The sequence below is a fragment of the Streptomyces formicae genome (assembly GCF_002556545.1).
Classification (GTDB): Bacteria; Actinomycetota; Actinomycetes; order Streptomycetales; family Streptomycetaceae; genus Streptomyces; species Streptomyces formicae_A.
This window is the reverse complement of sequence record NZ_CP022685.1, coordinates 2,920,485-2,941,186: the sequence shown is the minus strand read 5'-3', so window position 1 is coordinate 2,941,186 and position 20,702 is coordinate 2,920,485. Positions and strand designations below refer to the sequence as shown.

Genomic DNA, 20,702 nt, shown 5'->3' with positions numbered 1-20,702 from the left:
GCCTTGCGTCCCGCCTGTGACAGTCCTGGCACACGGCAGCGCGCAAGCCCCCGGCCACCTGCGGCTAAGGTGTGCCGCATGCGCGATCTGGGTGTGGGCTTCGGCTACTTGATGAAGGGGCAGCGCTGGGTCGCCCAGCACGGCAAGCAGTACGGATGGGGGCTGCTGCCCGGCCTCATCACGCTGGTCCTCTACGCGGCCGCGCTCGTCTCGCTCGCCCTGTGGGGCGTCGATCTCGTCGGGTGGGCCACGCCCTTCGCGGACGACTGGTCATCGCCCTGGCTCGGCCTCTTCCGCGGCTTCCTGACGGCGCTCCTGTTCGCCCTGGCGCTGCTGCTCTCCGTCGTCACCTTCACCGCGGTGACGCTGCTCATCGGGGAGCCGTTCTACGAGTCGCTGTCCGAGCAGGTCGACATCTCCGAGTGCGGCCACGCCCCCGAGTCGGGGCTTCCGCTCTGGCGCGACCTGTGGATCTCCGCCCGCGACAGCCTGCGCATCGTCGTGCGCGCGATGGTGTGGGGCATCCTGCTCTTCGCGCTCGGCTTCATCCCGGTCGTCGGCCAGACCGTGGTCCCGGTGATCGGCTTCTGCGTGACCGGCTTCTTCCTCGTCGAGGAGCTCAGCGCGGTCGCGATGCAGCGCCGGGGCGTCCAACTCCGCGAGCGCCTCGCCCTGTTGCGCGGCCGCAAGCAGCTCGCCTGGGGCTTCGGGGCGCCGCTCGCCGTCGCCTTCCTCGTGCCGTTCGTCGCCGTGTTCCTGATGCCGGGCGCGGTCGCGGGAGCGACGCTGATGGCACGGGACCTGCTGGGCGAGAACGGCTCGGACGGCGACGGCTCACGTGACGCCGTCGGCAGTCAGGACGACGACGATGCGGCGGCCCCGAGGATCCCCCGCACCTGAGCGACGATGTCGAGCCGGTTCCGTACGAACTCGGGATCGGTCACGGCACCCGTCGCCGGATCGGTGTTGCCCGCGCCGAACTGCAGGACGGGCGTGTGGACGTGGCCGCCGGGCAGCCGGTCGTGCAGCCCGAGCCGGTCGCGCAGGAGCGTCGCCCGGTAGGCGATCTCGTTCGACAGGTAGTTCCCGCCGCCGCCCTCACGGGCCGTGGACCCCTCGGTCGGCCCGTCGGGCCGGACCACGGGCCCGGTGCCGCCCGCCGGGATCTCCGTCACCGACGTGTTGTCGTACACCGGGAAGCGTCCGGTGTCGGCGGCCACGATCTCCTTGTACGGGAGGGTCGTCGACGTCCACTGCGGCTGCGAAGCGGGATCGCTCACCGGCACGGTCTCCGTGCGGGAGAGGTTCTCGTTGTCGGGGAAGCCGCCCCGCCAGGCGCCGTTGGTCCGCTCGATGTCGAACTTGCCCACGCGCCCCTGGCTGATGGTGGTGAACAGGTCGACGCGCGGCAGCTGCGGCCGCAGCGCCCGCTCCACGGCGCCGTCCGCGAAGTCCTGCCAGCGGACGGGGAAGGTGACGGCCTCGATGCGCGCGGGCCCTTCGGCGGTCCGGATCGTCGTGCCGTCAAGGGCGAGCGCGGCGGCCCCCGACGGATTGCTGATGCGTACGTCCCTGTCCAGCGTGAACGGGTCGAAGCCGGTGACCAGGATGCGCTTGGTGTGCTTGTGCCCCCGGGGGTAGGTGACGGCGTCCTGCCCGCGCGAAGAGGTCTCCAACACGCCGATCAGCCGGGCCCGTTGCTTCTCCGAGAGCCGGAAGCCGCTCGGCTCCCACTGCCGCAGCTCCCGCGTCATCCCGAGCCTGGCCCAGTAGAGCGGCCGGTCGTCGTCCCTGCTGAGGTCTCCTCCCGATGGCCCGCGCCCCTGCACCCGGTCCACGGCCCGCCGCCACAGGTCGCCGCCCTGGCCCGCGACGAGCCGCCGGGCCTGCGCGTAGGAGCGGGTCTTGGCGAGGGCCCGCGCCAACTCGGGCGCGCGGCGGTCGAATCCGCTGCGGCGCAGGATCTCCTGCGGCGCGGCCCGGTCGAGCCGCTGCTCTTCGGCGGTGGCCGTGGACGCGGACGTGGGTGCGGCGGAGGCGGGGGCCGAGGCACCGAGCCCGACCAGCAGGGCGGCGGCGCCGAGGGCGCCTATACGAGGGAACACGCGAATCCTTCCGTGGCCGGTCACCAGTGGATCAGTGACTGGTGAGGTGGCGGAAGTATCGCGGGACGGAAGGGGTGAGCGCTACGGCGCGTCACGGGTGAACCGGCGCCGCGCGGCCAGCGCGAGCAGCACGCAGCCGAGCGCTCCGACCAACAGGTCGGTCCACTCCGGGGCGTTGGCCTCCCGCAGCAGTGCGGAGACGCCGAAGCTGGTGTTCCAGCCCGACTCGGTGATCGCGGAGCCGAAGCCCTGTACGACCAGGATGAAGCCGAAGAGGGCGAGCAGCCCTCCGGCGGAGGACTTCTTGGGCTGGGTGGCATGGGGCCGTGTGGACATGCGTATCTCCCCGAGTGCGGTGCGGCGGTGGCACCGTCGACTGTTCCGATGCGGTCGCATCAGATCATGCATCGGAAGCGGGATATGATGCAACCGCATCAGAACGCGGGGGTGCGCGTCAGATACGGCGGATCCCCACGCCCGACGAAAGGCGTCCGCACGTGCCCAAGCAGGTCGACTACGAGGACCGGCGCCGCCGCATCGCCGAGGCGGTCCGCCTGCTGATCGCCCGCTCCGGGATGGAGTCCGTCAGCCTGCGCGACGTCGCCGCCGAGGCGCAGGTCTCGATGGGCGCGGTCCAGCGCTGCTTCCGCACCAAGGACGAGATGCTGCTCTTCGCCCTGGAGGACATCTCGCAGCGCGTCGCCGACCGTGCGAAGGCCCGCATCGAGGCGTCGGACACACCGCAGTCGGCCGCGACCCTCCTGGACCGCTCGCTCTCCGCGCTCGCCCTGGTCGACCCGGAGGACAGGACGGAGGCCCAGGTCTGGGTGGCCTTCGTGGCCCACGCGACGGTGAGCGCCCCCCTCGCGGCGGTCCTGCGAGACACGTACGCCAAGCTGCACGACCTCCTGGTCTGGCTACTGGACTACGGCAGATCCACCGGCGAGTTCCGCGACGACGTGAACGCGAAGGCGGAGGCCCACACCCTCCTGGCCCTGACGGACGGCCTCACCGCGCAGGTGCTGGTGGGCCACATGACACCGGAAGACGCACGGCGGGTGTTGCGCTCCCGAGCGGCCCGGCAGTAGACGGGGCACGGGGGCACTGCCTTAGGGCCGCGGGGAACTGCGCGACAAGCACGGGTGGCGCGGGGGCAATTCGGGCACGGGGGTGTTGCCTTAGGGGCGCGGGGAACTGCGCGACAAGCCCCGCACGGCCCGGGGGCAACTGTGAGACCGGCCACGAGGCAGGGGCGCGGGGAACTGCGCGCTCAGCCACAACGCACCCGCAGCCAAATCGGTTGCCGCACCCACCCCCTCCCCGCGAAGCTCAACGCATGACCACGCCCCCGGCCCCCGCCGCCCCGCCCCTGACGCCCCCCGACGCCCGGTCGGCGGCGCGGCGCCAGCAGCAGGTCGGCCGACACCGGAGGCCAGCCCCCGCGCACGCGTGAGCGCCGTCCTGGTCGCGGGACTCCTCGCCGGATACGGCATCGCCATGCCGGTCGGCGGCGTCGCGACCTATCTCGTAGCCCTCACGGCCCGCACGTCCCTGCGGACCGGCGCCTGCGCCGCCCTCGGCGTCGCGACCGCCGACGGGCTCTACGCCCTCGTCGCAGCGATCGGCGGCACCCGGCTCACCCACCTCCTGGCACCGCTGATGACTCCGCTGCGCTGGGCATCGGCCCTGGTCCTCCTCGCGCTCGCCGCACGCGGGGCGATCACGGCGATCCGCCAGTACCGGGAGCGCACCGGCGCAACCGGCACCGGAACCGGCACCGGCACCGGCACCGGCAGGACAGGAACCCCCGTAGGCCCCACCCGCGCCTACGCCGCCCTGCTCGGCATCACGCTCCTGAACCCCGCCACGGTCGTCTACTTCGCCGCACTCGTCCTCGGCAGCCCGGCCACCACGTCCCTGACGGGACCGGAACAGGCACTGTTCGCGCTGGCCGCGTTCGCCGCGTCGGCGAGCTGGCAACTGCTCCTCGCGGGCGGCGGCGCCCTCCTGGGCCGCGCGCTCACGGGCAGCAGGGGCCGCCTGCTGACGGGGCTCGCGTCGAGCGCGCTGATCGCGGGCCTCGCGGGGCATCTGCTGGCGTCGGCGGGGTGAGGCGAACCAGCCACCCCACCCCACCCCACTCCACTCCACTCCACCTCACCCCACCTCGCCGCCCCTCACCTCACCTCGCCGTCTCCCAACTCACCGTCCCCCGACGTCAGTTCCCCGATGACATGCCGCGCCGTATCCGCCATCCACAGGTTCGTCTCCCGGTAGTACGAGAGTTCGTTGACGGCGATCGTCAGCGCCCAGCCACGACCCCGCGCCCACATGGCGTCGTCCGTGGCGGGGCCGAGCGCGGCGCGGAAGGACCGGCGGGCCTCGCCGTCCATCAGGTACCACGCGGCGATCAGGTCGACCGCGGGGTCCGCCGTGCCCATGCACTCGAAGTCGATGACGGCACTGAGTCGGCCCCGCGCGACCAGGACGTTCCCCGGCTGGAGATCCCCGTGCACCCAGACGCCGGGCCCCTGCCACGGCGCGGCGCGCAGCGCGGCGTCCCACACGGCGGTGACGGCGTCGGTGTCGACGACCCCGCGCAGCCCGGCGATCACCGCGCGCGTGTCGGCGTCGCGCGAGGCCAGCGGGTCGCCTCGGTAGGAGGCGGGCGCACCGGCCGTATCGAAGCCGCGCAGGGCGGTGAGGAACGCGGCCATGTCCTCGGCGAACAGGGCGGGTTCGGCGAGCGGCCGCCCCGCGACGGGCGTCTCGCCCTCCAGCCACCGGAAGACGGACCACGGGTACGGGTAGCCCTCGCCCGGTTCGCCCATGGCGAGCGGTGCGGGTACGGGCACCGGCAGCGCCCCCGACAGTCTGCGCAGCCACTCGTGCTCGCGCCGCGCGCTCTCCGCGTCCCCCGCCCGGCGCGGCAGGCGCACCACCATGTCCGTGCCGAGCCGGTACATCACGTTGGACGTCCCCGCGGATCCCACGAGCCGCACGGGAAGACCGGCCCACGCCGGGAACCGGGCACCGACCAGGCGGCGTACGAGGTCTTCGTCGATGTCGGGTTCGTCGGCGTGCGTCTTCGGTGCGGTGGACATGGGCGACCTTCCTGTCGAGGTTGTCGGCGTTGTCGGAGACATCGGTGCGGCCGGTGCTGTCCGTACGGGCTGCGGGAAGGCGCGACCGGCCGGACAGGCCGCCCGCAGCGCTCGGAGGAACGGTGCCACGGCGGGCGGCGCCGAGTGACCCCGTGGCGTGGCCGCGTACACGGCGCGGGCCGGCGCGCCCTCGTCGCGCAGGGGGACCAGCGCGATGTCCTGGCGTACCGACTCGGCGGCGAGCGCGGGGATCAGCGTCACCCCGAGCCCCGCCGCGACATACCCCTGCTTCGCGGTCCACTCCGCGACGACGTGGGCGACGCGCGGCCGGAGCCCGTGGCGCACCGCCGCGTCCAGGAGGGTCCCCTCGATCCGGGAGCTGCCGGATATCCACTCCTCGGCGGCGAGTTGGGGAAACCGCACCTCGGGCAGCGCGGCCAGCGGATGACCGGAGGGCAGCGCGACGTACAGCGGTTCGTCGAGGAGGTGGTGCAGCTCGTACGCGTCGGCGGGCAGCGCGCCGCCCGTCGTCGACACCACGGCGAGGTCGAGCCCGCCGTCCGCGACACGGGCGAGGAGCGCGGGCGTCAGACCCTCCTCGCGGACGAGCGTCACCCCGGGACGCGCGGCGCGGAACCGCGCGATGGCCCGGGGGACGAGCCCCGCGTCCGCCGTCGCGAACGCGCCGACCCTCAGCAGCCCACCCGTCGCGTCGCGCAGCGCCGTCAACTCCCGCCCCAGCGAGGTCAGTCGGGACATGACGTCCGTCGCGTGCGGCAGCAGCGCACGCCCGTGCGCGGTGGGCCGTACGCCGCGCGGCAGCCGGTCGAAGAGAGGTGCGCCGCCCAGCGCCGCCTCCAGCGCGGCGATCTGCCGCGAGACGGCGGACTGGGTCCATCCGAGCTCGCGCGCCGCCACGGTGAACGACCCGTGCCGGGCCACGTCGAGGAAGGTCCTGAGCCAGACGGTCGAGAGGTCGGGGGGAGCGGTGTCCGCCGGGCGTGCGGCATGCGGGTTCGGCATGGCTCACATGCTAGGGATTCGCTTGTCGCATCCCGGTGCCGGGCCTAGCGTCTCAGGCATGGAAAAGATCGCATTCCTCGGGCTCGGCCACATGGGTGAGCCGATGGCCCGCCAACTCCTCACCTCTCCGTACGAGTTGATTGTCTGGAACCGCACCGCCGCGAAGGCCGACGCCCTCGTCGAGGCGGGCGCCACCCGCGCCGCGAGCCCCGCGGAGGCCGTGCGCGACGCCGACGTGGTCATCACGATGCTCGCGGACCCCGCCGCCGTACGCGAACTGGCCGACGCCGTCGTCCCCGCGCTGCGCCCCGGCGCGTACTGGGTGGAGATGTCGACCGTGGGCCCCGACGTCGTGGCGGAGCTCGCCGCGCTCGTCCCCGCGGGGGTCACGCTGGTCGACGCCCCCGTGATGGGCAGTACGGACAAGGCCGCCGCCGGGCAGCTCGGCATCCTCGCGGGCGGCGAGGCGGCCCGTGTCGAGCACGTGCTCGCCCGCTTCGGCCCCGTCACCCGCACCGGCGCCCTCGGCTCCGGCGCCGCCCTCAAGCTCGTCGTCAACACCGCGGTCCTCGGTGGCGTCGCCCTGGTCGCCGAGGCCATGAAGCTCGCCGACGCGTTCGGCCTCACGGAGGACACCGCGAGGGACGCCCTGGCCAAGGGACCGCTCGGTGGCGCCGTAGCACGGGCCTTCGCGGACGGTGTGCACTTCGGCAGCGACCTCGCCGTCAAGGACGTCGCCCTGGCCACCGACTCCGCCGAACTCCCCATGATGGAAGCGGCGTTGGCCCACTACGAAGCGGCGGCCGCCATCCCCTCGCTCGCCCACGAGGACGTCGCCCGCGCCGTCCCGCACATCCGCGGCCACCGCGCCCCGTGACCCCCGCCGACCGCACCGGAGGAACCCGACCATGCTGATCACCCTCGACGACCCGGCCGGGGCACCCCGCCCCCTCGGCCCCTACTCCCAGGTCGCCCGCGTCCAACTACCGGACGGGAGCGCCCTGTTGTACCTCTCGGGCCAGATAGCCGAGGGCGCCGACCTCGCCGCGCAGTCCCGCGGCGTCTTCGAGGCGCTGGCCGCCCTGCTCGACGCCCACGGCGCCACCCTCGCCGACGTGATCAACATCCGCACGTTCCTGACCGACCTCGACGGACTGCCCGAATACGCCGCCGTACGCCGGGAGTTCCTCACCGGCACGCCGCCCACCAGCACCACCGTCGAGGTCCCTCGGCTCTTCCGTCCCGAGGCGCTAATCGAGGTCGAGGTGGTGGCCGCCGTCGCCGCCGCTTCCCGCTCCGCCGGTCCGCTCCCTGCTGCGGGGCTCGCCCAGTAGCGCGAGGAAGTTCCTGAACGCCCCCGGCATGTCCACCGATTCGGGGTCGAGCAGCCACTGGTACTGCAGCCCGTCCATCACCGCCACGAGCAGCGGGGCCGCGGCCTCCGGGGTGAGCCCGCCGGGCAGCCGGTCCCCGTACTCGGCGCGCAGCACCTCGGTGAAGTTCTCGCGCACCGCCCCGTACCGCTTGGTGAAGAACTCCCGGGCCGGGTGCCCGTCCGTGACGCTCTCGCCGAGCAGTGCCGAGAAGGTCTGCACGAGCCCCGCGCGCATCGTGTTGTACTCCACCAGCGAGCCGAGCAGATCGAGCCGCCACTGGCCGCGCGGCACCGCGTCCCACTGGTCGCGGGCCTCCAGGACGGCGACCAGCAGGGCCTCCTTGGTCGGGAAGTAGTGCAAAAGTCCCTGCTGGGTGAGCCCGACCCGCTCGGCGACGGCCCCGAGGCTCGCACCCCGGTAGCCGCGCTCGGCGATCACTTCCAGGGCGGCACGGAGGATCTCCGCGCGCCGCTCCTCGCTCCTGGCCCTCGCCGCCATGGCCGGTACCCCTTCCCCGTTGGTCCCGAGAGGACCGTACGACATCTGTTAATAACAGCAAGGTAACGAAACCTACCGCTCTACAGGTACCCGATGCACGATGGAGGGAACGGAACGGACTTCTACGCACGAGGAGGCACCGCCATGGCGGGACGCAAGGCCACCGAGGACACACGGGCTGACCGGGCCCGCGAGGCCGTCGTCGACGCGGCACTCGGCAGGCTCGACCTCGACGCCAAGGCCCGGCTGCTCGGCGGCCGGGAGGTGTGGTCGCTGCACGCCCTGCCGGAGATCGGCCTCAAGTCCCTCGTGCTGTCCGACGGCCCGATCGGCGTGCGCGGGGTCCGCTGGACCGCCGACGACCCCTCGATCGCGCTGCCCTCGCCGACCGCGCTCGCCGCCACCTGGGACCAGGACCTGGCCCGCCGCGCGGGCGCGCTGCTCGCCCAGGAGGCGCGGCGCAAGGGCGTCCACGTCCTGCTCGCGCCCACCGTCAACCTGCAGCGCTCCCCGCTCGGCGGCCGCCACTTCGAGGCGTACAGCGAGGACCCGTACCTGACCGGCGTCATCGGCACCGGCTACGTCCAGGGCGTACAGAGCGGCGGCGTCGGCACGACCGTGAAGCACTTCGTCGGCAACGACGCCGAGACCGACCGCTTCACCGTCGACAACACGATCGGCGCGCGGGCCCTGCGCGAGCTCTACCTCGCCCCCTTCGAGGCGATCGTCGAGAACGCCCACCCCTGGGGCATCATGACCGCCTACAACCAGGTCAACGGCGTGACCATGACCGAGCACCGGTACCTGGTCAACGAGGTCCTGCGCGGCGAATGGGGCTTCGACGGCTGCAACGTCTCCGACTGGGTGGCCGCCCGCTCCACCACCGGCGACATCGAGGGCGGCCTCGACCTCGCCATGCCGGGCCCGCGGACGGTCTACGGCGAGCCGCTCGCCGCCGCGGTCAGGGCCGGGGAGGTCGAGGAGGGGACCGTCGACGAGGCCGTCCGCAACGTCCTGCGCCTCGCCGCCCGCGTCGGCGTCCTGGACGGCGCCGAACCGGTCGTCGCCGAACCGCCCGCCGAGATCGACGGCGAGGCCCTGGCCCGCGAGATCGCCCGGCGCTCCTTCGTCCTCGTACGCAACGAGGGTGGCGTGCTCCCGCTCGCGTCCACCGGCAGCGTCGCCCTCAGCGGCGCCGCGGCCCGTGACGCCCGCATCCTCGGCGGCGGCTCGGCCACCGTCTTCCCCGCCCGTACGGTCTCCCCGCTCGACGGCCTGACCGCCGCCCTGCCCGACGGCTCCCTGAGCTACGCCGTCGGAGCCGACCCCAGCGACGAACTCGCCCCGGCCGACCAGGGGTTCGCCCTGCGCGCCCGCTGCCGCGACGCCGCGGGCGAACTGCTCGGCGAGGGCAGCCTGCCGACCGGCCAGGTCCAGTGGATCGGCGACGACCTGCCCGCGGGCGTCACCCACGAGACCATGGCGAGCATCGAGGTGAGGGGCACCTTCACCCCGCGCGAGAGCGGCGAGCACTCCTTCGGCACGCGCGGCCTCGGCGCCTTCACCCTCACCGTCGGCGGCGAGGTCCTCTACGACGGCGTCCAGGAGATGGACTCCGACGCCGACCCCTTCGAGGCGTTCTTCGGCTCGCCGGTCGAGCGCGGCAAGGTGACGCTCACCGCGGGCGAGCCCGTCGAGATCTCCCTCCTGCACCCGCTGGACAAGGAGTACAAGGCCCCGCTGCCCGGCGTCATGTTCTGCCTCGTCCACCTCGGCCCGCGCCGTGACCCCGACGAACTGATCGCCGAGGCCGTCGAGGCCGCGCGGAACGCCGACACCGCCGTCGTGGTCGTCGCCACCACCGAACGCGTCGAGTCCGAGGGCTTCGACCGCAAGGACCTCGCGCTCCCCGGCCGTCAGGACGACCTCGTTCGCGCCGTCGCCGAGGCCAACCCGAACACCGTGGTCGTCGTCAACTCCGGCTCCCCGGTGGAGCTTCCGTGGCGCCACGACGTCGCCGCGGTCCTGCTCGGCTGGCTCCCCGGGCAGGAGGGCGGCGCGGCCCTCGCCGACGTGCTGCTCGGCGCCGAGGAGCCCGGCGGCCGACTCCCCACCACCTGGGGCGACCTCGCCGCGGCGCCGGTTACCGACGTCACCCCGGTCGACGGTGAACTCGCCTACGACGAGGGCGTGTTCATCGGCTACCGCGCCTGGGAGAAGGCGTCGGCCACCCCCTCGTACGCCTTCGGTCACGGCCTCGGCTACACCGACTGGACGTACGAGTCGCTGACGGTCGAGGGTGCCACGGCCACGATCGGTGTCCGCAACTCCGGTCAGCGCACGGGCCGCGAGGTCGTCCAGGTCTACCTGGCCCCCGCCGACAACGACGGCACGCGCCCCGCCCGCTGGCTCGCGGGCTGCGCGAGCGTCGAGGCGGCACCGGGCGAGAGCGTCGAGGTCACCGTCGAACTCCCGCGCAGGGCCTTCGAGATCTGGGACGAGAACGCCAACGCATGGGCTTACCAAGGCGGTTCATACGAGGTGGAGGCGTCCCACTCGATCGCGGACCGCCGCCTGACGGAGACACTGATCGCCTGAGAGGGGCGGGAGCCCCGTCAGGGGCGCGGGGAACTGCGCGAGCAACCACGAAGCACCCGCAGATGTTCACCGACCCGAGAAACCGTAAACGGTCTCCGACGAGAAGACCCCACCCGGTCGCAGAACCGTCGAGGGAAACCCGGGCCTATGGGGAGAGTCGGGAAAGTGCTGGGTCTCCAGCGCGATCCCGCCCCCCGGGGCGAACGGCAGGTCGGGCGCGAAGTGGTCAGCCGTGTACAACTGAAGCCCCGGCTCGGTCGTGGACACGGTCAGTACCCGCCCGGACCCGGGGTCGCACAGCGAAGCCACCTCGACGGGCTCGGCCGTGCCCCCCTTGTCCAGTACGTAGTTGTGGTCGAGGCCGGGACCTACCGCCCGCGCGGAGCGGAAGTCGAACCGGGTCCCGCCCACCTCCTCGTACGCCCCCGTGGGAATCCCGGAGCCGTCCACCGGGGTGAGCCGGGACGCCGCGATCCGCACCTCGTGCCCCAGAGCACTGCCCGCCCCCGCCCCCGCGAGGTTCCAGTACGTGTGGTTGGTGAGGTTCACGACGGTCGGCGCGTCCGTCGTCGCCTCGTACGCGATCCGCAGCGCGCCCGCCCCGTCGAGGGAGTACGTCACCGCGACCGCGAGGCGCCCGGGATAGCCCTCCTCGCCGTCGGGGGAGACCCGCGAGAGCCGCACCCCGTGCGCGCCGTCCGGCTCCGCGTCCCAGACGTGCTTGTCGAAGCCGCGCTCGCCGCCGTGCAGGGCGTTGGGGCCGTTGTTGCGCGCGAGGCGGTACGTGCGCCCGTCCAGCGCGAAGGCACCGCCCGCGATCCGGTTCGCGTACCGCCCCACCAGCGCCCCGAAGTAGGGACCGGGGTGCGCGAGATACCCCTGGAGCCCCTCGAACCCCAGCGCCACCTGCGCGACTCGCCCCGAGCGGTCGGGAACTTCCGCCGACTGCACGATGCCGCCGTACGTCAGGACGCGTACCCGCACCCCGCCCCTTTCCAGGGTCCAGCGGTGGACGGGCGTGCCGTCGGGGAGCGTCCCGAAGAGTTCACTGCGCATGATCGCGAGACTACGCGGTGCCCTACCTCGCGGGTTTCGCCGCCGTGACCTGTCGGTAGGCCAGCTCGGCCAGGCGCGACTGGCCGTTCTTGCTGGGGTGGAACCAGTCCCAGTGGCTCAACTGGTCGCCGTCGAAGCGGTAGTCGAACACCGCCCCGCCGTCGTACCGGCAGTGCTTGTCCTTCCCGCACACGTCCTCGAGCACCTCGTTGTACGCGACCACCCGGTCCCGCACCGAGTCGCGCCGCTCGCTCGCCGCCGCGTCCAGATCGTCCGGCTCGGCCAGCATCGAGGAGCAGATGCCCAGCTTCCACACCTGCTTGCCCAGCGGATTGGTGCGGCCCTGGGACCAGAGCCGCTTCAGGTCGGGGACGGACGCGACGTACACCTGGGTCCTGGGCAGCGAGCGGCGCAGCGTGCGCATGGCCTCCTCGAAATCGGCCCGGAACTCGGCGACCGGCGTCATCGAGGCCGCCGTCGAACGGCAGGCGTCGTTGGCGCCGACCATCACCGTCATCAGCTCGGGCCGCTCGGTCGCCGCCTGTTCGATCTGGCCGTTCAGGTCGGACATGCGGGCGCCGGTCTTGGCGTGGTTCCAGCTGTGCGAAGCGGCCCGCCGTTTCCCGAGGAGACGAGTCGCCAGGCTGCGCACCTCGCTGTCCGTGCCGGTCGCCCAGGACACCTCGGGGCAGTCCGAGAGCACCGAGCAGGCGTCGAAGCCACGGGTGATGGAGTCACCGACCGCGGCCAGCGAACGGGGCGAGGTGTCCCAGGTGGGCGTGGGTTTCGGGGAGGGCTTCCGCTGCGCTGCCGACCCGCCGGGAGCCGAGGCGTCGCCGCCCTGCGCGTCGCACGCCGTGAGGGCGGTGGTGCCGAGAAGAGCCGCCGTCGCGACGGCGACGACGGCACGCGAGCGGTGCCTGCGATTTCGCATCCCCTGGTCCCCTCTGTCGTTCAACGTGACGTCATGCGCGTGCCCGGGGTTGCGCCCCGCCGGGTGAAAGGTCGGAGTTTCCTGGCCTCCGGACCGACGGTACGTCACACTCCTTGCGCCGCCGCACGGTAGCCTCGGCCCGTAGCTGCCCGGCCTCTGCTGTCACGGCGGCGACAGGGCGGATGATCCACCCGGTGACGCACCGCCGCATTGGTTCCGCTAAATTACATCACGTCAGATCTGTCCCCTTTTTCTGGTTTTCTCTAGTCTTCGGGAAAATTGCTTCTTGGGGAAAATCGCTCGGCACGGGCGCGAGGCCGCTGGGGAAGGCGAACCTCGACCCACACTGGAGGTCCCGGTGACGACACGTGGAGTTCTGTACGTGCACTCCGCTCCGCGCGCGCTGTGCCCACACGTCGAGTGGGCTGTCGCGGGCGTACTCGGCGCGCGCGTGAGCCTCGACTGGATCAGGCAGCCCGCGGCGCCGGGCACCTGGAGATCCGAATTCTCCTGGCAGGGCTCGGTGGGCACCGCCTCCAAGCTCGCCTCCGCGCTGCGCGGCTGGGATCTGCTGCGCTTCGAAGTCACGGCGGAGCCCTGCGCGAGCGCGGAGGGCGAGCGCTACAGCGCCACGCCCGAGCTCGGCATCTTCCACGCCGTGACCGGCATCCACGGCGACATCCTGATCCCGGAGGACCGGCTGCGCGCCGCCCTGGCCCGCTCCCAGCGGGGCGAGAGCGTCCTGGAGGCCGAGCTCGCCAAGCTGCTCGGCAAGCCCTGGGACGACGAGCTGGAGCCGTTCAGGTACGCGGGCGAGGGCGCGCCGGTGCGCTGGCTGCACCAAGTGGTGTGACGCAGGACTGAGACGACGCGAAGGGGCCCCACCGCTCGGTGGGGCCCCTTCGCGTCACGCGTGATGTACGTCCTGCCGGGTCAGACGCTCCGGAACGCCAGGACGACGTTGTGGCCGCCGAAGCCGAACGAGTCGTTCAGCGCCGCGATCCTGCCCTCGGGCAGCGGGCGGGCCTCGTCGCGGATGATGTCCGCGTCGACCTCGGGGTCGAGGTTCTCGATGTTGATCGTCGGCGGGGCGATGCGGTGCTTGAGCGCGAGGACCGTGGCCACGGTCTCCACGCCGCCCGCGCCGCCGAGCAGGTGACCCGTCATCGACTTGGTGCTCGCGATCGCCATGTGGTCGACGTCGTCGCCGAACGCCTGGCGCAGCGCCTTGATCTCCGCGACGTCGCCCTGCGGCGTCGAGGTCGCGTGCGCGTTCACGTGCACGATCTCGGCGGGCTTGAGGTCGGTGGTGTCGAGCAGGTGCTGCAGCGCCGCGGCGATGCCGTTGCCGGACGGCTCGGGCTGCGTGATGTGGTGCGCGTCGGCCGAGATGCCCTGGCCGACGGCCTCCGCGTAGATCTTCGCGCCGCGGGCCTTGGCGTGCTCCTCGGACTCCAGGACGATCACACCGGCGCCCTCGCCGAGCACGAAGCCGTTGCGGTCCGCGTCGTAGGGACGCGAGGCGCCCTGCGGGTCGTCGTTGTTCTTGGACATCGCCATCATGTTGCCGAACGCGACGATGGGCAGCGGGTGGATCGCCGCCTCCGTGCCGCCCGCGACGACGACGTCGGCGCGGCCGGTGCGGATCATCTCGATCGCGTAGCCGATGGCCTCCGCGCCCGAGGCGCAGGCCGACACCGGGGTGTGGACGCCCGCGTGGGCGCCCAGCTCGATGCCGACGTTGGCCGCCGGGGAGTTGGGCATCAGCATCGGCACGGTGTGCGGGGAGACGCGGCGTACGCCCTTCTCCTTGAGCACGTCGTACTGGTCGAGCAGGGTGGTCACGCCGCCGATTCCGGAGGCGATGACCGCGCCGAGGCGGTTCGGGTCCACCGAAGTGTCCTCACCCGCCTTGGCGGTGTAACCCGCGTCGGCCCAGGCCTCCTTCGCCGCGATCAGCGCGAACTGCGCCGAGCGGTCCAGCTTGCGGGCCTGCGGGCGCGGGATGACCTCGCCGGGTTCCACGGCGATCTGACCGGCGATGCGGACGGGCAGCTCGGCTGCCCAGTCCTGCTCCAGCAGGCTGACGCCGGAGCGGCCGGCGAGCAGCCCCTCCCAGGTCGAGGCTGCGTCACCACCCAGCGGTGTGGTTGCGCCGATACCGGTGACGACCACGGTGCGATTGGTCGAGTTCACAGGAAATTTCTCCACGGTGTTGAGGGGATCAGCGGCGCCACCGCCGGGTGGCGACTGAGCACGCCTGGATCAGGCCTGGTGCTCGAGGATGTACGAGGTCGCGTCGCCGACCGTCTTGAGGTTCTTGACGTCGTCGTCCGGGATCTTGACGTCGAAGCGCTCTTCGGCGGCGACGACGACCTCGACCATGGACAGCGAGTCGACGTCCAGGTCGTCGGTGAAGGACTTGTCCAGCTGGACGTCCTCGACCGGGATGCCGGCGATCTCGTTGACGATCTCGGCGAGACCGGCGACGATCTCTTCCTGAGTGGCGGCCATGTTGGCGCTCCTTCTTATGTATCCAGGGGGTGTGGCGCCCGCCGCGGCAGCGGCAGGTTGGTTACAGCTGTCCGGATCGGGTGATCCGGACGTGATGCCTAGGGGAGGGTAACGACCGTGGCGGCGTACACGAGACCCGCCCCGAAGCCGATGACGAGCGCGGTGTCGCCGCTCTTCGCCTCGCCGGTCGCCAGAAGCCGCTCCATGGCGAGCGGAATCGAGGCGGCCGAGGTGTTGCCGGTGGTGCGCACGTCACGGGCGACCGTGACGTGTTCCGGCAGTTTCAGAGTCTTCACCATCGAGTCGATGATTCGCTCGTTGGCCTGATGCGGAATGAAGACATCCAGGTCGTCCGCGGTGATTCCGGCCGCGTCCAGCGCCTGCTGGGCGACCTTCGCCATCTCGAACACGGCCCAGCGGAAGACCGCCTGGCCCTCCTGCGTGATGGCAGGGAACTTTTCGGGGGAGCCCTCGCGGTACTCCTCCCAGGAAATCGTCTGCTTGATCGTGTCGGACTTGTCGCCCTCGGATCCCCAGACCGTCGGGCCGATCTTCGGCTCCTTGGAGGGGCCCACGATGACCGCGCCCGCGCCGTCACCGAACAGGAACGCCGTCGCGCGGTCGTTCAGGTCGGTGAGGTCGCTGAGCCGCTCCACGCCGATGACGAGGACGTACTCGGCGGAACCCTCGACGACCATGCCCTTGGCGAGCGTCAGTCCGTAGCCGAAACCGGCACAGCCCGCGGAGATGTCGAACGCGGCGGGCTTGCCCGCGCCGATCTTGTCCGCGATCTCTGTGGCGATCGCCGGGGTCTGCTTGAAGTGCGAGACGGTCGAGACGATCACGGCACCGATCTGCTCGGGCGTGATGCCCGCGTCCGCGATGGCCTTGCCGGACGCCTCGACGGACATCGCGGCGACGGTCTCCTCGTCGGAGGCCCAGTGACGGGTCTCGATGCCCGAACGGGACCGGATCCATTCGTCGGACGAGTCGATCGTCTCCAGGATCACCTCGTTGGGCACGACACGGGTGGGCCGGTAGCCGCCGACGCCCATGATCCGTGCGTACGGGGCACCCTGGCTGGGCTTGATCTTCGACATGCGCTGCGGCTCCTTGTCTCTCGTCGGCTCAGGAATACTCGGCGACGAGCGTGCGGGCCGCGTCGAGGTCGTCGGGGGTCTTCACCGCGAGCGTCTTGACGCCCTTGAGCGCGCGCTTGGCCAGGCCGGTCAGGGTGCCGCCGGGGCAGACCTCGATCAGCGCGGTCACGCCGAGCTCCTGGAACGTCTCCATGCACAGGTCCCAGCGGACCGGGTTGGCGACCTGGCCGACCAGGCGGGAGATCACCTCGGTGCCGTCCGCGACCACCTGGCCGTCGCGGTTCGAGACGTAGGTGAGCCGGGGGTCGGCGACGGTGAGGTCACCGGCGGCCTCCTCCAGCTTCGCCACGGCGGGAGCCATGTGCTCGGTGTGGAACGCACCGGCGACCTTGAGGGCGACGACCTTGCGGACGCCCTCGGGCTTGTCCTCCGCGAGGGCGGCGAGCTGCTCGAGCGTGCCGGCGGCCACGATCTGGCCCGCGCCGTTCACGTTCGCCGGGGTCAGCCCCAGCTTCTCCAGGTGCGGGACGGTGACGTCGGGGTCGCCGCCGAGCAGCGCGGCCATGCCGGTCTCCGTGACGGCGGCGGCATCGGCCATGGCCAGGCCGCGCTTGCGTACGAAGCGCAGGGCGTCGTCGTCGGTGAGCACACCGGCGTACGCGGCGGCCGTGATCTCGCCGACGCTGTGTCCGGCGACGGCGCCGGGCGTGATGTCACCCAGTGCCGACGCGGAGAGCAGCCCGGCCGCGACAAGGAGCGGCTGGGCCACGGCGGTGTCGCGGATCGCGTCCGCGTCGCCTTGCGTGCCGTAGTGGGCAAGGTCGAGCCCGATGGCGTCCGACCAGGCGGCAAGCCGGTCGGCGGCACCGGGGAGATCGAGCCAGGGGGTCAGGAAGCCGGGCGTCTGAGCGCCTTGGCCGGGAGCGACGAGTACGAGCACTCTCACACTCTCTCTTGTGGACGGTAGGGGCCGCCCGTGGGGACAGGGACGAAGAACGGCTGGGGGAATTGTAGGGGGCCGACAAAACCCTACGATTGAGGATCGCCGTCGGCCAGCCGCCCCAGGATCAGCGCGATCCGCAGCGTGAACGCGGAGCGCACATCGGAAGGTGACCAACCGGTGACGTCAGTCACACGTCGGAGCCGGTAGCGCACGGTATTCGGGTGCACGAAGAGCATGCGTGCCGCGCCTTCGAGGCTGCTCGCCTGCTCCAGATAGACACTGAGCGTTTCCAGGAGCGCGGAGCCCGCTTCCTCCAGTGGTCTGTAGATCTCCTCCACCAGCTGCTCGCGGGCCGCCGGATCCCCCGCCATCGCGCGCTCCGGCAGCAGATCGTCCGCGAGGACGGGCCGAGGGGCGTCCTGCCAGGCGGCGCTCGCCTTGAGCCCGGCGGCCGCGGCCTGTGCGGAGCGGGTGGCGGCGAGCAGGTCGGGCACGATGGGACCGGCCACCACGGGACCGGCGGCGTAGGGCCCGATCAGCGCCTTCGCGACCGCCAGCGGATTGTCGTTGCCGCCCGCGATGACGACCAGGCGGTTGCCGAGCACACCGGTCAGGACCTGCAGCTTCGCGTGCCGGGCGGCCCGGCGGATGGCCTCTACGGTGAGCTCGCTGTCGCCGTCGGGAGCGGTGCCGAGGACCACACAGACGTGGTCGGGGGAGTTCCAGCCGAGCGCGGCGGCGCGGGACACGGCGCCCTCGTCGGCCTCCCCGGAGAGCACCGCGTTGACGACGAGCGATTCGAGCCTGGCGTCCCAGGCACCGCGTGCCTCGGCGGCCTGCGCGTACACCTGCGCGGTCGCGAAGGCGATCTCGCGGGCGTACACGAGCAGCGCCTCGCGCAGGGTGGACTCGTCGCCGGGGGCCGCGACCTCGTCGATCGCGGACTCCATCACTTCGATCGTCGTACGCACCATCTCCACGGTCTGGCGCAGGGTGATCGCCCTGGTCAGCTCGCGCGGAGCGGTGCCGAAGACATCGGTCGAGATGGCCTGAGGCGCGTCCGGATGCCGGAACCACTCGGTGAACGCGGCGATACCGGCCTGGGCGACCAGACCGATCCAGGACCGGTTCTCCGGCGGCATGGCCCGGTACCAGGACAGCGTCTCGTCCATGCGCGCGATCGCCTGCGCCGCGAGGCTGCCGGACGACTTCTCCAGGCGCTTCAGGGTCGCGGCGTGCGCGTGGGGGTTGCGGCGGGCGTCCTGGCGGGACCCCGGCTCGGGCTCCTGATGGGCTGCGTTCGCTGAGGGTTCGGGCACGGGGACAAGACTGCCTTATCGGGGCGGGGACATGCGGTGCCGGGGCTAACGTGGGATGCGTGATTGATGTGCGGCGCTCCGGCGACCGGTACCGCGGCGGGGAGGCGGCGGCCGGTATCGAGTCCTGCCACGCCTTCTCCTTCGGGCCCCACTACGACCCCGACAACCTCCGCTTCGGCGCGATCCTGGCCTGCAACGAAGAGCGCCTCGACCCCGGCGCGGGCTTCGACGAACACCCGCACAGCCACACCGAGATCGTGACCTGGGTGGTCTCCGGCGAGCTCACCCACCGCGACTCGGCGGGCCATGTGTCGCGGGTCGCGCCCGGTGACGTGCAGCGTCTCTCAGCGGGCGGCGGCGTCCGGCACGTGGAACGCAACGACGGCACCGAGCCCTTGGTCTTCGTCCAGATGTGGCTGGCCCCGCTCGAACCCGGCGGCGAACCGTCCTACGAGGTGGTGCACGGCATCGCCGACTCCACCCCGTACGAGGTCCCCGCGGCGGGCGCACTGCTGCACGTGCGCCGCCTCGCGGCAGGGGAGCGCCTCGCCCTCCCGGACGCGCCGTTCGTCTACGTCCACGTGGTGCACGGCGAACTGACCCTGGGCCCCGACCGACTGGGGCCGGGGGACTCGGCGCGGATCAGCGGGGAGGCGGGCTCGGAGGGGGTGGCTTCCGCTGCCGCGGAGCTATTGATCTGGGAGATGGCGGGCGCCCTTTAGGGGCGCGGGGAACTGCGCGCCCAGCCCACAAGAACGGCCGGTCGGCAGCGAACCGCCCCCGCCACGGCGAGTGGCCGCCCACCTACCCGCGAAGCTCGGCAAGCACCGCGTCGGTGAACGCGGGCCACACCTCGACGGCCCACGGCCCGAAGGGCCGATCGGTCAGCGCCACACACGCTGCCCCCGCGTCCGGGTCGACCCACAGGAACGTACCGGCCTGCCCGAAGTGCCCGAAGGTCCGCGGCGAGGACGAACTCCCCGTCCAGTGCGGCGACTTGGAGTCCCGGATCTCGAACCCGAGCCCCCAGTCGTTGGGGTTCTGGTGCCCGTACCCCGGCAGTACGCCCTTCAGCCCCGGATACGTCACCGTCATCGCCTCGGCCACCGTCCGCGCGTCGAGCAGCCGCGGCGCCTGCACCTCGGCGGTGAACCTGACCAGGTCGTCGACGGTGGACACGCCGTCCTTGGCGGGCGACGCCCCGCCCTCCAGCGCGGTGGCGCTCATCCCGAGCGGCTCAAGGACCGCCTGGCGCAGGTACTCCGCGAAGTCCATCTCCGTCGCCTTGGCGATGTGGTCCCCGAGCACCTCGAAGCCCGCGTTCGAGTACAGCCGCCGCGTCCCGGGCCCCGACGTCACCCGGTGCTCGTCGAAGGCGAGCCCACTGGTGTGCGCGAGCAGGTGCCGCACGGTGGAACCCTCGGGCCCCGCGGGCTCGTCGAGCTCGATCGCCCCCTCCTCGTACGCGACCAGCGCCGCGTACGCCGCGAGCGGCTTGGTGACCGAGGCGAGGGCGAAGCGCTGCCCGGTCGGTCCACGGGTTCCGACGACCGTGCCGTCCGCGCGGACGACGGCTGCGGCAGCGGTCGGGACCGGCCAGTTCTCGATCAACGCCAGGCTCTGCATGCCCCCGAGCCTAAGCGCCCTACAGGTTCAGCCGCATCGAGGGGTCGGGCTTGCGCACGAATCCGAGCGAGGCGTAGAGCGGCTCCGCGTCGGCGGACGCGTTGAGGTCCACGCTGACCGCCCCGCGCTCCCTGAACCAGTCGAGCAGCGCCTCCATGCAGGCCCGCGCATGCCCACGACGCCGCTGGTCCGGGTCGGTGGCCACGCTGAAGACGTGGCCGACCTTCCCGTGCGGATTGCCCGCGCGCCCGATCCGGTACTCGAGCGTGCCGACCACCAGCGCCGCGAGCCGCCCCGGGCGCTCGGGGTGATCGATGACGAACGCCGCGAGATCCCCCTCCGACTCCCCGAGCCGACGCCGCACCGTGGTCACCGACTCCGCGTGCCAGCTGGTGTCCGACTCGGCGGACGAGCGGGCCCCGAACACCGAATCGATCATCACCTGCCGCAGTCTGAGCAGTTCCCCGGCATCCTCCGGCGTGGCACGACGCACTTCACTCATGCCC

General features: G+C 72.3%; 21 protein-coding genes. 8 read left to right on the top strand and 13 right to left on the bottom strand.

The features are described from left to right. Nucleotides 1-78 precede the first annotated feature (78 nt). On the top strand, nucleotides 79-900 hold the full coding sequence (locus KY5_RS12480) for an EI24 domain-containing protein (protein WP_098242311.1): 822 nt from the start codon (nucleotides 79-81) through the stop codon (nucleotides 898-900). On the opposite strand, the gene KY5_RS12475 is transcribed toward KY5_RS12480, so the two are convergent. After that, nucleotides 855-2,105, bottom strand: a complete 1,251-nt coding sequence (locus tag KY5_RS12475) for a pyroglutamyl peptidase (RefSeq protein WP_418952764.1) — start codon at nucleotides 2,103-2,105, stop codon at nucleotides 855-857. The genes KY5_RS12480 and KY5_RS12475 overlap by 46 nt on opposite strands. Nucleotides 2,106-2,186: 81 nt before the next feature. Next, on the bottom strand, nucleotides 2,187-2,441 hold the full coding sequence (locus tag KY5_RS12470) for a hypothetical protein (RefSeq protein WP_098242309.1): 255 nt from the start codon (nucleotides 2,439-2,441) through the stop codon (nucleotides 2,187-2,189). Nucleotides 2,442-2,602: 161 nt separating this feature from the next. Here KY5_RS12470 and KY5_RS12465 point away from each other — a divergent pair, with 161 nt between their 5' ends. Further along, nucleotides 2,603-3,193: a TetR/AcrR family transcriptional regulator gene (locus KY5_RS12465; protein ID WP_098242308.1), complete on the top strand. Its 591-nt coding sequence runs from the start codon at nucleotides 2,603-2,605 to the stop codon at nucleotides 3,191-3,193. 361 nt (nucleotides 3,194-3,554) lie between these two features. Next, nucleotides 3,555-4,217 (top strand): LysE family transporter, encoded by a 663-nt coding sequence (locus tag KY5_RS12460; protein WP_199843049.1) that lies wholly within the window; start codon nucleotides 3,555-3,557, stop codon nucleotides 4,215-4,217. A 65-nt stretch (nucleotides 4,218-4,282) separates the two neighbouring features. On the opposite strand, the gene KY5_RS43055 is transcribed toward KY5_RS12460, so the two are convergent. After that, nucleotides 4,283-6,232: a phosphotransferase gene (locus tag KY5_RS43055; protein ID WP_324961759.1), complete on the bottom strand. Its 1,950-nt coding sequence runs from the start codon at nucleotides 6,230-6,232 to the stop codon at nucleotides 4,283-4,285. A 58-nt stretch (nucleotides 6,233-6,290) separates the two neighbouring features. Between KY5_RS43055 and KY5_RS12445 the strand changes: the two genes are divergently transcribed. Both KY5_RS12445 and KY5_RS12440 read left to right on the top strand, forming a co-directional pair. Then, a complete protein-coding gene (locus KY5_RS12445; protein ID WP_098242307.1) occupies nucleotides 6,291-7,109 on the top strand; it encodes an NAD(P)-dependent oxidoreductase in 819 nt (272 codons plus the stop codon). Between the two features lie 31 nt (nucleotides 7,110-7,140). Continuing rightward, on the top strand, nucleotides 7,141-7,566 hold the full coding sequence (locus tag KY5_RS12440; RefSeq protein ID WP_098242306.1) for a RidA family protein: 426 nt from the start codon (nucleotides 7,141-7,143) through the stop codon (nucleotides 7,564-7,566). Here the strand turns inward: KY5_RS12440 and KY5_RS12435 are convergent. Continuing rightward, nucleotides 7,483-8,106, bottom strand: coding sequence for a TetR/AcrR family transcriptional regulator (locus KY5_RS12435; protein WP_234362708.1), 624 nt, complete (start codon nucleotides 8,104-8,106; stop codon nucleotides 7,483-7,485). The two genes, KY5_RS12440 and KY5_RS12435, sit on opposite strands and share 84 nt — an antisense overlap. A 144-nt stretch (nucleotides 8,107-8,250) precedes the next feature. Here KY5_RS12435 and KY5_RS12430 point away from each other — a divergent pair, with 144 nt between their 5' ends. Then, complete coding sequence (locus tag KY5_RS12430; RefSeq protein ID WP_098242304.1) at nucleotides 8,251-10,704, top strand: glycoside hydrolase family 3 protein; 2,454 nt, start codon at nucleotides 8,251-8,253, stop codon at nucleotides 10,702-10,704. A 66-nt stretch (nucleotides 10,705-10,770) separates the two neighbouring features. Here KY5_RS12430 and KY5_RS12425 read toward each other — a convergent pair whose 3' ends face one another. Continuing rightward, nucleotides 10,771-11,760 carry an aldose epimerase family protein gene (locus KY5_RS12425; RefSeq protein WP_098242303.1) on the bottom strand — a complete coding sequence of 330 codons (990 nt, stop codon included), beginning with the start codon at nucleotides 11,758-11,760 and terminating at the stop codon, nucleotides 10,771-10,773. 22 nt (nucleotides 11,761-11,782) lie between these two features. After that, nucleotides 11,783-12,694, bottom strand: a complete 912-nt coding sequence (locus tag KY5_RS12420; RefSeq protein ID WP_098242302.1) for an SGNH/GDSL hydrolase family protein — start codon at nucleotides 12,692-12,694, stop codon at nucleotides 11,783-11,785. A 358-nt stretch (nucleotides 12,695-13,052) separates the two neighbouring features. On the opposite strand from KY5_RS12420, the gene KY5_RS12415 reads away from it, so the two are divergent. Next, entirely contained in the window at nucleotides 13,053-13,547 is a 495-nt protein-coding gene (locus tag KY5_RS12415) for a DUF3145 domain-containing protein (protein ID WP_055554651.1), read from the top strand. An 80-nt stretch (nucleotides 13,548-13,627) separates the two neighbouring features. Here KY5_RS12415 and fabF read toward each other — a convergent pair whose 3' ends face one another. The 5 genes from fabF to KY5_RS12390 all read right to left on the bottom strand — a co-directional run bounded on the left by fabF (nucleotide 13,628) and on the right by KY5_RS12390 (nucleotide 18,570). Beyond that, on the bottom strand, nucleotides 13,628-14,890 hold the full coding sequence (gene fabF / locus KY5_RS12410; RefSeq protein WP_098242301.1) for a beta-ketoacyl-ACP synthase II: 1,263 nt from the start codon (nucleotides 14,888-14,890) through the stop codon (nucleotides 13,628-13,630). A 69-nt stretch (nucleotides 14,891-14,959) separates the two neighbouring features. Beyond that, nucleotides 14,960-15,208, bottom strand: coding sequence for an acyl carrier protein (locus KY5_RS12405; protein WP_098242300.1), 249 nt, complete (start codon nucleotides 15,206-15,208; stop codon nucleotides 14,960-14,962). Nucleotides 15,209-15,306: 98 nt separating this feature from the next. Then, nucleotides 15,307-16,308 carry a ketoacyl-ACP synthase III gene (locus KY5_RS12400; RefSeq protein WP_098242299.1) on the bottom strand — a complete coding sequence of 334 codons (1,002 nt, stop codon included), beginning with the start codon at nucleotides 16,306-16,308 and terminating at the stop codon, nucleotides 15,307-15,309. A gap of 28 nt (nucleotides 16,309-16,336) precedes the next feature. Beyond that, nucleotides 16,337-17,248: an ACP S-malonyltransferase gene (locus KY5_RS12395; protein WP_098242298.1), complete on the bottom strand. Its 912-nt coding sequence runs from the start codon at nucleotides 17,246-17,248 to the stop codon at nucleotides 16,337-16,339. Between the two features lie 89 nt (nucleotides 17,249-17,337). After that, nucleotides 17,338-18,570, bottom strand: coding sequence for a PucR family transcriptional regulator (locus tag KY5_RS12390; protein WP_098242297.1), 1,233 nt, complete (start codon nucleotides 18,568-18,570; stop codon nucleotides 17,338-17,340). 59 nt (nucleotides 18,571-18,629) lie between these two features. Here KY5_RS12390 and KY5_RS12385 point away from each other — a divergent pair, with 59 nt between their 5' ends. Then, the gene (locus KY5_RS12385; protein WP_199843048.1) at nucleotides 18,630-19,292 is read left to right on the top strand and encodes a pirin family protein; all 663 of its coding nucleotides are present in this window, start codon (nucleotides 18,630-18,632) and stop codon (nucleotides 19,290-19,292) included. 82 nt (nucleotides 19,293-19,374) lie between these two features. Here the strand turns inward: KY5_RS12385 and KY5_RS12380 are convergent, their stop codons facing one another. After that, nucleotides 19,375-20,196, bottom strand: a complete 822-nt coding sequence (locus KY5_RS12380) for a serine hydrolase domain-containing protein (RefSeq protein ID WP_098242295.1) — start codon at nucleotides 20,194-20,196, stop codon at nucleotides 19,375-19,377. A 19-nt stretch (nucleotides 20,197-20,215) separates the two neighbouring features. Continuing rightward, complete coding sequence (locus KY5_RS12375) at nucleotides 20,216-20,698, bottom strand: GNAT family N-acetyltransferase (protein ID WP_098242294.1); 483 nt, start codon at nucleotides 20,696-20,698, stop codon at nucleotides 20,216-20,218. Nucleotides 20,699-20,702: the final 4 nt, after the last annotated feature.